The organism is Pseudomonas sp. MF09156 (assembly GCF_059862305.1).
Genome location: NZ_JCBCUR010000002.1, coordinates 680,325 through 695,822, shown reverse-complemented (window position 1 = coordinate 695,822; position 15,498 = coordinate 680,325). Strand labels below are relative to the sequence as shown.

The window sequence follows — 15,498 nt, the reverse complement described above, 5'->3', positions numbered from 1 at the left end:
CTGGCCTAGTGCCCACCTCATGGCCTAGACTGATCCGCATCTGCTGTCCTCCGCTTTTGCTCTTAAGGCCTCTTGCATGTCCGATCCTCGCTATCAGATCGACGTCAGCGTCGTCACCCGCTTCCTGGCGGAACAATCCCAACCCGAACAGAACCGCTTTGCCTTTGCGTACACCGTCACGGTGAAGAACAACGGCCAAGTGCCCGCCAAGCTGCTGTCGCGTCACTGGGTGATCACCGACGGTGACGGCCATGTCGAGGAAGTGCGCGGTGCCGGCGTCATCGGCCAACAGCCCCTGATCGACAGCGGCGCCAGCCATACCTACAGCAGCGGCACCGTGATGACCTCCAAGGTCGGCACGATGCAAGGCAGCTACCAGATGCTTGCCGAAGACGGCAAACACTTCGACGCCATCATTGCTCCCTTCCGCCTGGCGGTGCCCGGAGCCCTGCACTGATGGCAACCTATGCTGTCGGCGACCTGCAAGGCTGCCTGGAGCCGCTCAAATGCCTGCTTGATCGCGTAGCCTTCGACCCGGCCAAGGATCGCCTGTGGCTGGTGGGTGACCTGGTCAACCGCGGCCCGCAATCCCTGGAGACCCTGCGCTTTCTTTATGGCCTGCGCGACTCCCTGGTCTGCGTGCTGGGCAACCACGACCTGCATCTGCTGGCGGCCGGCAATAACATCGAGCGTCTGAAAAAAGGCGACACCCTGCGGGAAATCCTCGAAGCCCCGGATCGCGCCGAATTGCTCGACTGGCTGCGCCGACAACCGCTCTTGCACTACGACGAGGGGCGCAATACCGCCTTGGTACATGCTGGCATTGCGCCGCAGTGGACCCTGAAAAAGGCCCTCAAGTGTGCCGCCGAGGTCGAAACCGTCCTGGCCGATGACACCCTGTTCGCCACTTATCTGGACGGCATGTACGGCAATGAGCCAGTGAAGTGGGATAACGATCTGACCGGCGTCGCCCGCCTGCGGGTCATTACCAACTACTTCACGCGCATGCGCTTCTGCACCGCCGAAGGCAAACTCGACCTCAAGAGCAAGGAAGGCGCCGACACCGCCTTGCCCGGCTACAAACCCTGGTTCGCCCACAAGGAGCGCAAGACCCGCGACACGAAGATCATCTTCGGGCACTGGGCCGCCCTCGAAGGTCACTGCGACGAACCCGGCGTATTCGCCCTCGACACCGGTTGCGTGTGGGGCGGGGCCATGACCCTGATGAACATCGACACCGGCGAGCGCCTGAGCTGCCAGTGTGAATCTCCCCTTCCCGTAACACTGCCCGCTGCCGCCAAGCGCTAGACGCCGCTTGCCGCACGCCCAAGGAGCCCGCCATGAGCGAATTCAAACGTATCCCTCCCGAACAAGCCCAGGCCCTGCGCGAGCAAGGCGCCGTAGTGGTGGATATCCGGGATCCCCAGACCTACGCCCTGAACCACATCAAGGGCGCACGGCATCTGGACAATCACAATATCGCCGACTTCATCCGCGCCGCCGACCTCGACGCACCCGTGATCGTGGCCTGCTATCACGGCAACTCCAGCCAGAGCGCGGCGGCCTACTTGGTCAGCCAGGGCTTCTCCGATGTCTACAGCCTGGACGGCGGCTTTGAGCTGTGGCGTACGACGTATCCTGCGGAAATTGCCACAGGCGATTCGCAATAATTTTTTTAAACCCCGCTACCCCGCGTGACGCTTGGGCTCGCGCCGTTTCTGACGAACGGTGCGCCCAAACTAATTAGGCATCTCGCCTTGACCTCCCGGATTCCCAACTATCATTAAGCGCAGGCCATCCAAAACAGGGGAGAGCCGGTACACCGGCGTGCGGGTCATCGGTAGCGTTTCAGGGTGTTCTGGGGGGAAATGGCCACGGCAAGCGCCACTGGCTGCCAGCATCGACTGATTGATCCGGCGTCGGCTCCACGTATCGAGCGAGGTGACGACGTCATGAGTATTTTTAGCCACTTCCAACAACGCTTCGAGTCCACACAGCAGGAAGAGCTCACGCTGCAAGAGTATCTCGAGCTGTGCAAAAAGGACCGCAGTACCTACGCGTCTGCCGCCGAGCGCCTGCTACTGGCGATTGGTGAGCCGGAGCTGGTAGACACCTCCAATAATTCGCGACTATCGCGAATATTCTCCAACAAGGTCATCCGCCGCTACCCGGCCTTTGAAGACTTCCATGGCATGGAAGAATGCATCGACCAGATCGTCTCCTACTTCCGCCATGCCGCCCAGGGCCTGGAAGAGAAGAAACAGATCCTCTACCTGCTCGGCCCTGTGGGCGGCGGTAAATCCTCCCTGGCCGAAAAACTCAAGCAACTGATCGAAAAGGTGCCTTTCTACGCGATCAAGGGTTCCCCGGTATTCGAGTCGCCCCTGGGCCTGTTCAACGCCACGGAAGATGGCGCGATCCTCGAAGAAGACTTCGGCATTCCACGGCGCTATCTCAACACCATCATGTCGCCCTGGGCCACCAAGCGCCTGGCCGAGTTCGGCGGTGATATCAGCCAGTTCCGGGTGGTGAAGCTCTATCCATCTATTCTCAACCAGATCGGCGTCGCCAAGACCGAACCGGGGGATGAGAACAACCAGGATATTTCGGCGCTGGTGGGCAAGGTCGATATTCGCAAGCTGGAGGAGTTCCCGCAGAACGACGCGGACGCCTATAGCTACTCGGGCGCACTGTGCCGGGCCAACCAGGGCCTGATGGAGTTCGTGGAGATGTTCAAGGCGCCGATCAAGGTGCTGCACCCACTGCTTACCGCGACCCAGGAAGGCAACTACAACAGTACAGAAGGCCTGGGCGCGATTCCGTTTACCGGCATCCTGCTGGCCCACTCCAACGAATCGGAATGGCACACCTTCCGCAACAACAAGAACAACGAAGCCTTCATCGACCGGATCTATATCGTCAAGGTGCCGTACTGCCTGCGGGTCAGCGATGAAATCAAGATCTACGACAAGCTGCTGTTCAACAGCTCCCTGGCCAAGGCCCATTGCGCACCCGACACCCTGAAGATGCTCGCCCAGTTCACCGTGCTGTCGCGCCTCAAGGAGCCGGAAAACTCGAATATCTATTCGAAAATGCGCGTCTACGACGGGGAAAACCTCAAGGACACCGATCCCAAGGCCAAATCGATCCAGGAATACCGCGACACGGCAGGCGTCGATGAGGGCATGAACGGGCTGTCGACGCGCTTCGCCTTCAAGATCCTGTCCAAGGTCTTCAACTTCGACCCCCACGAGATCGCCGCCAACCCGGTGCACCTGCTCTATGTCCTGGAGCAACAGATCGAACAAGAGCAGTTCCAGGCTGAAACCCGCGAGCGCTACCTGCGTTTCCTCAAGGAGTACCTGGCGCCGCGCTATATCGAGTTCATCGGCAAGGAAATCCAGACCGCCTACCTGGAGTCCTACAGCGAATACGGCCAGAACATCTTCGACCGCTATGTGCTGTACGCAGACTTCTGGATCCAGGACCAGGAATACCGCGACCCGGAAACCGGCGAGATCCTCAATCGCGTAGCCCTCAACGAAGAACTGGAGAAGATCGAGAAACCGGCCGGCATCAGCAATCCGAAGGATTTCCGCAACGAAATCGTCAACTTCGTGTTGCGCGCCCGGGCCAACAACAATGGCAAGAACCCTACCTGGCTCAGCTACGAGAAGCTGCGGGTGGTCATCGAGAAGAAAATGTTCTCCAACACCGAGGATCTGCTGCCGGTCATCAGCTTCAACGCCAAGGCCAGCAAGGAGGATCAGCAAAAACACAACGACTTCGTCACACGAATGGTCGAGCGCGGCTACACCGACAAACAGGTACGGCTGCTCTCCGAGTGGTACCTGCGGGTTCGCAAATCGCAGTAAGGCAGCGACAGGCGTGCGCTGCCGGGCCTCTGGCCTGGCAGCTGACCGCTTGTCTCTAAGCTTCCAGCTCGCGGCTTGAAGCTTGTAACGTGAAGCTGCCCGGAGGGCTCCCTATGAGCTATGTGATCGACCGACGCCTCAATGGCAAGAACAAGAGCACGGTAAACCGCCAGCGTTTCCTGCGGCGTTACCGTGACCACATCAAAAAGGCCGTCGAAGAGGCGGTGAGTCGCCGCTCCATTACCGATATGGAGCACGGCGAGCAGATCAGCATTCCCGGACGGGATATCGATGAGCCGGTGCTACATCACGGCCGCGGCGGTAAACAGACCGTGGTTCATCCGGGAAACAAGGAATTCACCTCCGGCGAACACATCCAGCGTCCTCAAGGCGGTGGCGGCGGCAAAGGCCCAGGCAAGGCCGGCAACTCCGGCGAAGGCATGGATGAGTTCGTGTTCCAGATTACCCAGGAGGAGTTCCTCGAATTCATGTTCGAGGACCTGGAGCTGCCCAACCTGGTCAAACGCAACCTGACCGGCACCGACACCTTCAAGACCGTACGCGCCGGCATCAGCAACGAGGGCAACCCCTCGCGCATCAATATCATCCGTACCCTGCGTTCTGCCCATGCCCGGCGTATCGCCCTATCTGGCAGCAGCCGCGCCAAACTCAAGGAGGCCAAGGAAGAACTGGCGCGATTGAAGCGCGAAGAGCCAGACAATTTCGGCGATATCCAGGAAATCGAAGCAGAAATCGAGAAACTCAGTGCGCGCATTCACCGCGTACCGTTTCTCGACACCTTCGACTTGAAATACAACCTGCTGGTCAAGCAACCCAACCCCAGCTCCAAGGCAGTGATGTTCTGCCTGATGGACGTTTCCGGCTCCATGACCCAGGCGACCAAGGACATCGCCAAGCGCTTCTTTATCCTGCTGTACCTGTTTCTCAAGCGTAACTACGACAAGATCGACGTGGTGTTTATCCGCCATCACACCAGTGCCCGCGAGGTCGACGAAGAAGAGTTTTTCTATTCGAGGGAGACCGGCGGCACCATCGTGTCCAGCGCGCTGAAACTGATGCAGGAAATCATGGCCGAGCGTTATCCGGCCAACGAATGGAACATCTACGCGGCCCAGGCTTCCGATGGCGACAACTGGAACGACGACTCGCCCATCTGCCGCGACATCCTGATCAACCAGATCATGCCGTTCGTGCAGTACTACACTTATGTGGAGATTACCCCCCGCGAGCACCAGGCCCTGTGGTTTGAATACGAGCGCATCGGTGAAGCCTTCGCCGACACCTTCGCCCAGCAACAACTGGTCTCGGCCGGCGATATCTATCCGGTCTTCCGTGAACTCTTCCAGCGCAGGTTAGTGACATGACCGCCAAAGAGCATAAGCGCCAACCCATTTCCACGGGGTCCGAATGGACTTTCGAACTGATCCAGGCCTATGACCGGGAAATCAGCCGTATTGCGGCCGGATATGCCCTGGATACCTATCCCAACCAGATCGAAGTGATCACCGCCGAGCAAATGATGGATGCGTATGCCTCGGTGGGCATGCCCCTGGGCTACCACCATTGGTCCTACGGCAAGCACTTCCTCAGCACGGAGAAGTCCTACACCCGTGGCCAGATGGGGCTGGCCTATGAAATCGTGATCAACTCCGACCCGTGCATTGCCTACCTGATGGAAGAAAACACCATCTGTATGCAGGCCCTGGTGGTGGCCCACGCGTGCTATGGCCACAACAGCTTTTTCAAGGGCAACTATCTGTTCCGCACCTGGACCGACGCCAGTTCGATCATCGATTACCTGGTGTTCGCCAAGCAGTACATCATGCAGTGCGAGGAGCGCCACGGGATCGATGCGGTGGAAGACCTGCTCGACTCCTGCCATGCCTTGATGAACTACGGGGTAGACCGCTACAAGCGCCCCTATCCGATTTCCGCCGAGGAGGAACGGTTACGGCAGAAGGACCGGGAAGAGCATCTGCAAAAGCAGATCAACGACCTGTGGCGCACCATCCCCAAACGCGCCGACAAGAATAGCGACAAGGACAATGCGCGCTTCCCCGTCGAGCCCCAGGAAAACATCCTGTACTTCCTGGAAAAACACGCCCCGCTGCTGGAGCCATGGCAACGGGAGATCGTGCGGATCGTGCGCAAGATCGCCCAGTACTTTTATCCACAGCGCCAGACCCAGGTGATGAACGAAGGCTGGGCAACGTTCTGGCACTACACCCTGATGAACGACCTTTACGACGAAGGCCTGGTAACCGACGGTTTCATGATGGAGTTCCTCACCTCACATACCAGCGTGGTCTTCCAGCCAGGCTTCGACAGCCCCTACTACAGCGGCATCAACCCCTATGCCCTGGGCTTCGCCATGTACCGGGATATCCGGCGCATGTGCGAACACCCCACTGAGGAAGATCGCCGCTGGTTCCCGGAGATCGCCGGCAGTGACTGGCTATCGACCATCAAGTTCGCCATGAGCAGCTTCAAGGACGAGAGCTTCATCCTGCAGTACCTGTCACCCCAGGTGATTCGTGACCTCAAGCTGTTCAGCATTCTGGACGACGACCTCAAGGACGACCTGCTGGTACCTGCCATCCACGATGAAGCCGGCTACCGCACCATCCGCGAGACCCTAGCGGCCCAATACAACCTGGGCAACCGCGAGCCCAACGTGCAGATCTACAGCATCGATATGCGCGGTGATCGCTCCCTGACCCTGCGCCACCAGCAACACGACCGCAAACCCCTGGGAGAATCCACGGACGAAGTGCTCAAGCATCTGCACCGGCTATGGGGCTTCGATATCCACCTGGAGACCCTGCAAGGCGATCAGGTCATGAAGACCCATCACGTGCCGCCGCACAACGAACATAACGACAACGATTACGGCCGCCTGGACCTGGCCGTGGTTCACCTTTGACGCAGCAATGCCTCCATTGGCCGGCCGCAGGCGTTATCCTGTAGGGCTAATGGAGGCTTTTTCATGCAAATCTACAAAGTCGGTGGAGCGGTACGTGATCGCTTGCTCGGCATCCCCGTTACCGATATCGATCGGGTCGTAGTAGGCGCCACCACTGAAGAAATGCTCGCCCTGGGCTATCGCCCAGTGGGCTCTGACTTTCCGGTGTTCCTGGACCCAAAAAACAACGATGAGTACGCCCTCGCCCGCACCGAACGCAAAAGCGGTCGGGGTTATGGCGGCTTTGTGTTTCATGCCAGCCCCGAAGTCACCCTCGAACAAGACCTAATCCGCCGCGATCTGACTATCAACGCGATCGCCGAAGACGACGACGGCAACCTGACCGATCCGTACAACGGCCAGCGCGACCTGCAAGCAAGGGTACTGCGTCACGTTTCCCCGGCCTTCGCCGAAGATCCCCTGCGCGTACTGCGGGTCGCGCGGTTTGCCGCACGTTATGCCGGTCTCGGTTTCACTATCGCCCCCGAAACCCTGGAATTGATGCGTCAGCTCAGCGACTCCGGCGAACTGGAAGCCCTGACGCCGGAACGCAGCTGGAAGGAAATTTCCCGGGCCCTGATGGAAGATCAGCCACAGGTGTTTATCCAGGTGCTGCGCGACTGCCATGCCCTGAAAACCCTGCTACCGGAAGTGGATGCCCTGTTCGGTGTGCCCCAACCCGAAGCTCATCACCCCGAGATAGATACCGGCATCCACACCCTGAGCGTGCTGCAACAGACGGCCCTCCACGCCCAACCCTTGACCGTGCGCTGGGCCTGCCTGCTGCATGACCTGGGCAAGGGCCTGACACCTGTGGATAAGTTGCCCCGGCATATTGCCCACGAGCAGCGGGGCCTGAAGCTGATCAAAGCCGTCAATGAGCGCTTCAAAGTGCCCAAGGATTGCCAGGAATTGGCGCTACTGGTCGGCGAGTATCACACCCATGGTCATCGGGCACTGGAGCTGAAGGCCTCGACCCTGCTGGAGTTGCTGCAGAGCTTTGACGTATTCCGTCGGCCACAGCGCTTTGAAGAATTTGTCGTCGCCTGCGAAATGGATGCACGAGGTCGCAAGGGCCTTGAGCAGCGAAGTTATCCACAGGCGGATTATTTACGTCGCGCCGCGCAGGTGGCGCGGGCCGTGGCAGTGGCGCCGCTACTGGAGAAAGGTTTCAAGGGCCCGGAGCTGGGCGAGGCGCTCAAGCGTGAACGGCTCAAGGCCCTGAAAGCCTACAAGGACCAACACTCACTGTAGGCGCTGGCGAGCCGGTTTCTACAGGTCTGGGGTGAGTGGTCTGCCACGCCATTCGAAGGCAACCGGTGCCAGTACCTGGTCGATTTGTGCATCCCGCCACAGCGCGGCAAATGTCTTGCCGACTTCAGGATGCACGCGTTCGGGTGCCATCAACGACAGCGGCCACAACACAAAGGCGTTTTTCAGGATTTCTGCCCGCGGCAACACCAACCCATCAAAATTACCGCTCAGGTCGCCATACAGCAGCACATCAATATCCAGGGGCAAACCCTTGCGATCCGGCGCATAGCGGCCATTGTCGGCCTCGATGGACTTCAGCCGGCGATCCAGTTCCATCAACGGCAAATCGGTGTACGCCGATACCACCAGGTTGAAGAACGGCCCGCTCTTGATCCCCACCGGCTGACTTTCGAATACGGCAGAACAGCGCATATCGGTCAAAAAGCCATCCAACGCGTCAAGACCCGCCTGCAAACGGGCCTCGCGCTCGATATTGCTGCCAAGACCAAGGTAAACCTGAGTTAGCGACATCCGCGCTCGATCTCCACGCCCACGCCCTTGGCGGCCGGGACGGCACCGGGCTTGGTCAACTTGAGGTGCAGCCAGGGGATCTGGAATTCTTCCATCAAGACCTGCGCCAGGCGCTCGGCAAACGTTTCCACCAGTTGGAATTGCGCCTGCGCGGCAAAGGCCTGGATGCGCGTGGAAACACTGGCGTAGTCGAGGGCCAGGGTCAGGTCATCACCGGCTGCGGCCGGGCGATTGTCCCAGGCGAAACTCAGGTCCAGGCGCAGGCATTGACGGATACCTCGCTCCCAGTCGTAGGCCCCGATCACGGTGTCGACTTCCAGGCCTTCGATAAACACTCTGTCCAAGCACTCTTCTCCACAGCACGACAAGGGCGCAATGCCCCGTTAGAATCAAGGCGTCCTCGCCCGGAATAGTTAGCATGTCTTGGTTACTGGCGACCCTCGCCTACCTGCTCGGCTCGCTGTCCTTTGCCATCTTGCTCAGCCGCCTGACGGGAAATCCCGACCCGCGAATGAGTGGCTCGGGCAATGCCGGCGCCACCAATATGTTGCGCCTGGCCGGCAAAAAGCTCGCCGTACTGACGTTGTTCGGCGACATATGCAAAGGCCTGTTGCCCGTGCTGATCGCCGACCTCGCCGGCCTCTCCCTGCAACAACAAGCCTGGATCGGCGTGTGTGCCGTGCTCGGCCATCTGTTCCCGCTGTACTTTCGCTTTCGCGGTGGCAAGGGCGTCGCGACGGCCGCCGGCATGCTACTGGGGATCTACCCTCCAGCGGCGCTGCTGGCCATTGCCGCCTGGCTGCTGACGTTCTACCTGACCCGCACCAGCTCCCTCGCCGCATTGATCGCCACCCCCCTGACCCTGCCATTGCTGGCCTGGCAGGAGCCGGCTGCCCTGCTGCCGATGAGCGTACTCACCCTGCTGATTGTATGGCGCCATCGCGGCAATTTACGCGACCTGTTTGCCGGGCGCGAACGGCATTTTTAAATACGCCCGGTGAACCCGACTCATGTTCGTCGATCACAACGGCGGCAGTTGCTCCATCGGCCAACGCGCCTGCACGCTGATGGCCAGGCTCTCATGCTGGCCCGCCTGCAAGCGCTGGCAACCGGCGAAGGCGATCATCGCGCCGTTATCGGTGCAGAACTCAGGGCGCGCGTAAAACACATCGCCCTTGAGGTCGCCGAGCATTTTTTCCAGTGACAAACGCAATGCCTTGTTCGCGCTGACGCCTCCAGCGATGACCAGGCGCTTCATGCCGGCCTGCTTCAGGGCACGCTTGCACTTGATGGTCAAAGTCTCCACCACCGCCTGCTGGAACGCCAGAGAGATGTCGCAACGGGCTTGCTCGCTGTCGTCCCCGGCGCTGACGCTTTGCTGCCAGGTGTTCAAGGCGAAGGTTTTCAAGCCACTGAAACTGAACATCAGGCCTGGGCGATCACACATCGGACGCGGGAAGGTATAGCGCCCCGCCACGCCTTTTTCCGCCAGGCGCGCGATTTCCGGACCACCGGGATAATTGAGGCCCATCATCTTGGCGGTCTTGTCGAAAGCTTCACCGGCGGCATCGTCCAGGGTCTCCCCCAAAAGCGTGTACTGGCCGATTGCATCGACCTGAACCAGCTGCGTATGGCCACCGGAAACCAACAAAGCGACGAACGGGAACCCAGGAGGGTTTTCTTCCAGCATCGGCGCCAGTAAATGGCCTTCCATATGGTGCACGCCAAGGGCTGGAATACCCCAGGCAAACGCCAGCGCCTGGGCGCAGGAAGCCCCAACCAGCAGGGCCCCGACCAATCCAGGGCCGGCGGTATAAGCGATGGCATCGATCTCGGTGGCGACGCAGTCGGCCTCGTCCAGCACCTGTCGAATCAATGGCAGCATGCGTTTGACGTGATCACGGCTAGCGAGCTCCGGCACCACCCCGCCATAGGCCCGATGCAGATCGATCTGACTGAACAGCGCATCGGCCAAAAGCCCGCGTTCACTGTCGTAAAGCGCGACGCCGGTCTCGTCGCAGGAGGTTTCTAAGCCCAGTACTAACATGGGTTTGCGCCTTGTAGAGGCTGAATTCGAAGGCGCGCATAATAGTCGCCACGTCCCCTCCCGACTAGCGGTTTTCGATCAGAGGCTTTGCATTCCGGGCAATGAGGGGTTAACATCCGCAACCCTTAAAAACCGACGACCTCAGCCGCGAATTTTTTGCGACGAGAACGTTGATTCCCGGTAATGAAAGAAGGTAGCTCTGGATGCCAGCCGTCAAAGTAAAAGAGAACGAACCCTTCGACGTAGCTCTGCGTCGTTTCAAGCGCTCCTGCGAAAAAGCCGGTGTTCTGGCTGAAGTTCGTAGCCGCGAATTTTATGAGAAGCCAACTTCTGAGCGTAAGCGTAAAGCAGCAGCCGCTGTTAAGCGTCACGCCAAGAAAGTTCAGCGCGAACAGCGCCGCGCCGTTCGTCTGTACTAATACACAGACGTTCGTAGCAAGCTTCTGCCAAGCCCGGCCCTCAGCCGGGCTGCTGGCATTTGCGGATATCGCTTGATGCTTCACCGTCGACGCCGCACATGCGACCGAGACAAAGCTTCACACGTCAGGACTGGCTCTTTTGCCAGCGGTGCACGTCTCTTCTGACGAGCCTATCAAGGCTACTGACGAGCACACCCATTTTCCAAGCAGGCGATCAATAGGTCGACTGTGCCCCACGATGAGCTTCCGAGGCCGCCATTGGCCGTGACCGGACTCCAGGGCAACGCTTTCAAACACGTCGAAGACTGATTGGAACTAACGTCAGTGAACGTTCGACAGATACACTTCCTGGCAGCCCAAGCAGACAATCGATGATCAAGCCGCCGCCATGCGCGTCTTGAGTGCGTCACGGGCCCTCATTTACACGCAGTGATGACGAGAACGCCATGGCCGGGCTAATTCCCCAGAGCTTTATTGACGACCTTCTGAACCGCACCGACATCGTCGATGTTGTCAGCTCGCGCGTGCAAATGAAAAAGGCTGGCAAGAACTACACCGCCTGCTGCCCGTTCCATAAAGAAAAGACCCCATCGTTCAGCGTCAGCCCCGACAAGCAGTTCTACTACTGCTTCGGCTGCGGCGCCGGCGGCAATGCCCTGGGCTTTATCATGGACCACGACAACCTGGACTTCCCCCAGGCCGTCGAGGAACTAGCTAAAGCCGCTGGCATGGAAATCCCCCGCGAAGAAAGTGGCCGGCCGCACAAACCGCGCCAGCCTACCGACTCGCCGCTGTACCCACTGCTCACCGCCGCCGCCGAGTTCTACCGCCAGGCCCTGAAAAGCCACCCACAGCGCAAAGCCGCCGTGAACTACCTCAAGGGCCGCGGCCTGACCGGGGAAATCGCCCGCGACTTCGGCCTGGGCTTCGCCCCGCCAGGCTGGGACAACCTGTACAAGCACCTGAGCAGCGACACCCTGCAGCAAAAGGCCATGATCGACGCCGGCCTGCTGGTGGAAAACGCCGAGACCGGCAAGCGCTATGATCGCTTTCGCGATCGAGTGATGTTCCCGATCCGCGACAGCCGTGGCCGCATCATCGCCTTCGGCGGACGGGTACTGGGTGACGACAAGCCCAAATACCTCAACTCCCCGGAAACCCCGGTGTTTCACAAGGGCCAGGAACTCTACGGCCTGTTTGAAGCGCGCAAGAACAACCGCAACCTCGATGAAATCATCGTGGTTGAAGGCTACATGGACGTTATCGCCCTGGCCCAGCAAGGCCTGCGCAATGCCGTGGCAACCCTCGGCACCGCCACCAGCGAAGAGCACATGAAGCGCCTGTTTCGCGTAGTGCCCAGCGTGCTGTTCTGTTTCGACGGCGACCAGGCCGGACGCAATGCGGCCTGGCGCGCCCTCGAAGCCACCCTCTCGAGCCTGCAGGATGGGCGCCGCGCGCGCTTTCTGTTCCTGCCCGAAGGCGAAGACCCGGATACCCTGGTGCGCTCCGAAGGTACCGATGCGTTTCGCGCGCGCATCCACCAGCACGCACAACCGCTGGCCGATTATTTTTTCCAGCAATTGACCGAAGAAGCCGACCCGCGCTCCCTCGAAGGCAAGGCCCATATGGCTACCCTCGCGGCACCGCTGATCGACAAGGTCCCCGGCGCCAACCTCAAGGCCCTGATGCGCCAGCGCCTGCTGGAGATCACCGGCCTGAGCGGCGAGGCGGTCAGCCAGCTGGTGCACAGCGCGCCCCAGGAGGCGCCACCAGCCTACGACCCGGGCTTCGACTACGACGCCATGCCGGACTACGCTGACTTTCACCAGCCTCAAGAGGCCTTTGTGCCTCAACAGGACTGGACGCCGAAGAAACCCGGCGCCGGCGGCAAGAAATGGGACAAGAAACCCTGGAGCAAAAACGGCAAGCATGGCGACCGCGACGAGGCTTACGCCCCGCGGACACCGGTGGCCGTAGAAGCGCCGACGCTGATTGCCCTGCGCACCCTGATCCACCACCCGCAATTGGCGGGTCGAGTGGAAAGCGCCGAACATTTTGCCAACGAGAGCAACACCTACGCTCAGGTGCTGATTGCCCTGATCGAGGCCGTACAAAAAAATCCTAAGCTAAACTCAATCCAGCTGATGGCCCGCTGGCATGGCACAGAGCAAGGACGTCTTTTGAAAGCACTCGCAGAAAAGGAGTGGTTAATTGACGGCGATAACCTTGAACAACAGTTTTTAGACACCATTACTAGGTTATCCGCGGGTCAGCACACGCAGACCCTCGACGAACTTATCAAGAAAGCAAGGCAGCCAGGATTGTCGGCTGAAGAGCAAATTCAGATAGCAAAGCAGATGCGCGACCTCTTAAAACAGAATGTTTCCGCATCAAACCCGACCTCAGCTGGCGTGTGAGGTCATAGCTCGGGTATAATCCTCGGCTTGTTTTTTGCCCGCCAAGACCTTCAGTGGATAGGGTGTTATGTCCGGAAAAGCGCAACAGCAGTCTCGTATCAAAGAGTTGATCGTCCTTGGTCGTGAGCAGGGTTACCTGACTTACGCGGAGGTCAACGACCACCTGCCGGAGGATATTTCAGATCCGGAACAGGTGGAAGACATCATCCGCATGATTAACGACATGGGGATCAACGTATTCGAAGCTGCGCCAGATAAGGATTCTCTTATGCTGGCGGACGCCGATACCGACGAGGCCGCCGCTGAAGAAGCTGCTGCCGCGCTGGCTGCAGTGGAGACCGATATCGGTCGCACCACCGACCCTGTGCGCATGTATATGCGTGAAATGGGTACGGTTGAGCTGCTGACACGCGAAGGCGAAATCGAAATCGCCAAGCGTATCGAAGAGGGCATCCGCGAAGTGATGGGCGCAATTGCGCACTTCCCCGGCACGGTTGACCACATTCTCTCCGAGTACACCCGCGTTACCACCGAAGGTGGCCGCCTGTCCGACGTCCTGAGCGGTTATATCGACCCGGACGATGGCATTACGCCGCCTGCTGCCGAAATACCGCCGCCTGTCGACCCGAAAGCCGTGAAAGCGGACGACGAAACCGACGACGACGAGGCTGAAGCCAGCACCGACGACGAAGAAGAAGTCGAAAGCGGCCCGGATCCGATCATCGCAGCCCAGCGCTTTGGCGCGGTCTCCGACCAGATGGAACTGGCGCGCAAGGCCCTGAAGAAGCACGGTCGTGGCAGCAAGCAGGCTACCGCCGAACTGCTGGCCCTGGCTGAGCTGTTCATGCCGATCAAACTGGTGCCGAAGCAATTCGAAGGCCTGGTTGAGCGGGTTCGTAGCGCCCTTGAGCGTCTGCGTGCACAAGAGCGGGCGATCATGCAGCTCTGTGTCCGTGATGCGCGCATGCCGCGTGCCGACTTCCTGCGCCAGTTCCCGGGCAATGAAGTTGACGAAAGCTGGACCGACGCACTGGCCAAGGGCAAAAGCAAATACGCTGAAGCCATTGGTCGCTTCCAGGCCGACATCGTTCGTTGCCAGCAGAAGCTGACTGCATTGCAGACCGAAACCGGTCTGACGATTGCCGAGATCAAGGACATCAACCGTCGCATGTCGATCGGCGAGGCCAAGGCCCGTCGCGCGAAGAAAGAGATGGTTGAAGCGAACTTGCGTCTGGTGATCTCCATCGCCAAGAAGTACACCAACCGTGGCTTGCAGTTCCTCGACCTGATCCAGGAAGGCAACATCGGCTTGATGAAGGCTGTGGACAAGTTCGAATACCGTCGCGGCTACAAGTTCTCGACTTATGCCACCTGGTGGATCCGTCAGGCGATCACTCGCTCGATCGCCGACCAGGCCCGCACCATCCGTATTCCGGTGCACATGATCGAGACCATCAACAAGCTCAACCGTATTTCCCGGCAGATGTTGCAGGAAATGGGTCGCGAACCGACCCCGGAAGAGCTGGGCGAACGCATGGAAATGCCTGAGGATAAAATCCGCAAGGTATTGAAGATCGCTAAAGAGCCGATCTCCATGGAAACCCCGATTGGTGATGACGAAGACTCCCATCTGGGTGACTTCATCGAAGACTCGACCATGCAGTCGCCAATCGATGTCGCCACCGTTGAGAGCCTTAAAGAAGCGACGCGCGACGTACTGTCCGGCCTCACTGCTCGTGAAGCCAAGGTACTGCGCATGCGTTTCGGCATCGACATGAATACCGACCACACCCTTGAGGAAGTCGGTAAGCAGTTTGACGTGACCCGCGAGCGGATCCGTCAGATCGAAGCCAAGGCGCTGCGCAAGTTGCGCCACCCGACGAGAAGCGAGCATTTGCGCTCCTTCCTCGACGAGTGATCACAAAACCCCCAGGCCCAGGCCTGGGGGTTTTGCTTTGTGCAGATTAAATCC

14 protein-coding genes are annotated in these 15,498 nt (G+C 59.4%); 11 read left to right on the top strand and 3 right to left on the bottom strand.

Features of this window, described 5'->3' with window-relative positions:
• Window positions 1-76: 76 nt before the first annotated feature.
• From apaG to AC19YY_RS08960, 7 genes are all read left to right on the top strand, one after another.
• Window positions 77-457 carry a Co2+/Mg2+ efflux facilitator ApaG/CorD gene (gene apaG / locus AC19YY_RS08990; RefSeq protein WP_076962233.1) on the top strand — a complete coding sequence of 127 codons (381 nt, stop codon included), beginning with the start codon at window positions 77-79 and terminating at the stop codon, window positions 455-457.
• Window positions 457-1,308: a symmetrical bis(5'-nucleosyl)-tetraphosphatase gene (locus AC19YY_RS08985; protein ID WP_169953811.1), complete on the top strand. Its 852-nt coding sequence runs from the start codon at window positions 457-459 to the stop codon at window positions 1,306-1,308. The genes apaG and AC19YY_RS08985 overlap by 1 nt, the downstream gene beginning before the upstream one ends.
• Before the next feature lie 32 nt (window positions 1,309-1,340).
• Window positions 1,341-1,670, top strand: coding sequence for a thiosulfate sulfurtransferase GlpE (gene glpE, locus AC19YY_RS08980; RefSeq protein WP_169953808.1), 330 nt, complete (start codon window positions 1,341-1,343; stop codon window positions 1,668-1,670).
• 282 nt (window positions 1,671-1,952) lie between these two features.
• Entirely contained in the window at window positions 1,953-3,875 is a 1,923-nt protein-coding gene (locus tag AC19YY_RS08975; RefSeq protein WP_017739508.1) for a PrkA family serine protein kinase, read from the top strand.
• A gap of 113 nt (window positions 3,876-3,988) precedes the next feature.
• Window positions 3,989-5,260, top strand: coding sequence for a YeaH/YhbH family protein (locus tag AC19YY_RS08970; RefSeq protein ID WP_169953806.1), 1,272 nt, complete (start codon window positions 3,989-3,991; stop codon window positions 5,258-5,260).
• On the top strand, window positions 5,257-6,819 hold the full coding sequence (locus AC19YY_RS08965) for a SpoVR family protein (RefSeq protein ID WP_500604078.1): 1,563 nt from the start codon (window positions 5,257-5,259) through the stop codon (window positions 6,817-6,819). Before AC19YY_RS08970 ends, AC19YY_RS08965 begins: the two co-directional genes overlap by 4 nt.
• A gap of 63 nt (window positions 6,820-6,882) precedes the next feature.
• Entirely contained in the window at window positions 6,883-8,112 is a 1,230-nt protein-coding gene (locus tag AC19YY_RS08960; protein WP_170057646.1) for a multifunctional CCA addition/repair protein, read from the top strand.
• A gap of 18 nt (window positions 8,113-8,130) precedes the next feature.
• Here the strand turns inward: AC19YY_RS08960 and folK are convergent, their stop codons facing one another.
• A complete protein-coding gene (gene folK / locus AC19YY_RS08955; RefSeq protein ID WP_170042252.1) occupies window positions 8,131-8,643 on the bottom strand; it encodes a 2-amino-4-hydroxy-6-hydroxymethyldihydropteridine diphosphokinase in 513 nt (170 codons plus the stop codon).
• Entirely contained in the window at window positions 8,634-8,987 is a 354-nt protein-coding gene (folB, locus tag AC19YY_RS08950) for a dihydroneopterin aldolase (RefSeq protein WP_029296829.1), read from the bottom strand. Before folB ends, folK begins: the two co-directional genes overlap by 10 nt.
• Window positions 8,988-9,061: 74 nt before the next feature.
• Here folB and plsY point away from each other — a divergent pair, with 74 nt between their 5' ends.
• Window positions 9,062-9,631, top strand: a complete 570-nt coding sequence (gene plsY, locus AC19YY_RS08945) for a glycerol-3-phosphate 1-O-acyltransferase PlsY (protein WP_500604077.1) — start codon at window positions 9,062-9,064, stop codon at window positions 9,629-9,631.
• A 33-nt stretch (window positions 9,632-9,664) separates the two neighbouring features.
• On the opposite strand, the gene tsaD is transcribed toward plsY, so the two are convergent.
• Window positions 9,665-10,690, bottom strand: a complete 1,026-nt coding sequence (gene tsaD, locus AC19YY_RS08940) for a tRNA (adenosine(37)-N6)-threonylcarbamoyltransferase complex transferase subunit TsaD (protein ID WP_169953798.1) — start codon at window positions 10,688-10,690, stop codon at window positions 9,665-9,667.
• Between the two features lie 203 nt (window positions 10,691-10,893).
• Between tsaD and rpsU the strand changes: the two genes are divergently transcribed.
• The 3 genes from rpsU (at window position 10,894) to rpoD (ending at window position 15,444) form a co-directional block, all read left to right on the top strand.
• Window positions 10,894-11,109: a 30S ribosomal protein S21 gene (rpsU, locus tag AC19YY_RS08935; protein WP_002551877.1), complete on the top strand. Its 216-nt coding sequence runs from the start codon at window positions 10,894-10,896 to the stop codon at window positions 11,107-11,109.
• A 446-nt stretch (window positions 11,110-11,555) separates the two neighbouring features.
• Window positions 11,556-13,526, top strand: coding sequence for a DNA primase (dnaG, locus tag AC19YY_RS08930; RefSeq protein WP_169953796.1), 1,971 nt, complete (start codon window positions 11,556-11,558; stop codon window positions 13,524-13,526).
• A gap of 67 nt (window positions 13,527-13,593) precedes the next feature.
• Window positions 13,594-15,444, top strand: a complete 1,851-nt coding sequence (rpoD, locus tag AC19YY_RS08925) for an RNA polymerase sigma factor RpoD (RefSeq protein ID WP_169953793.1) — start codon at window positions 13,594-13,596, stop codon at window positions 15,442-15,444.
• Window positions 15,445-15,498 lie beyond the last annotated feature (54 nt).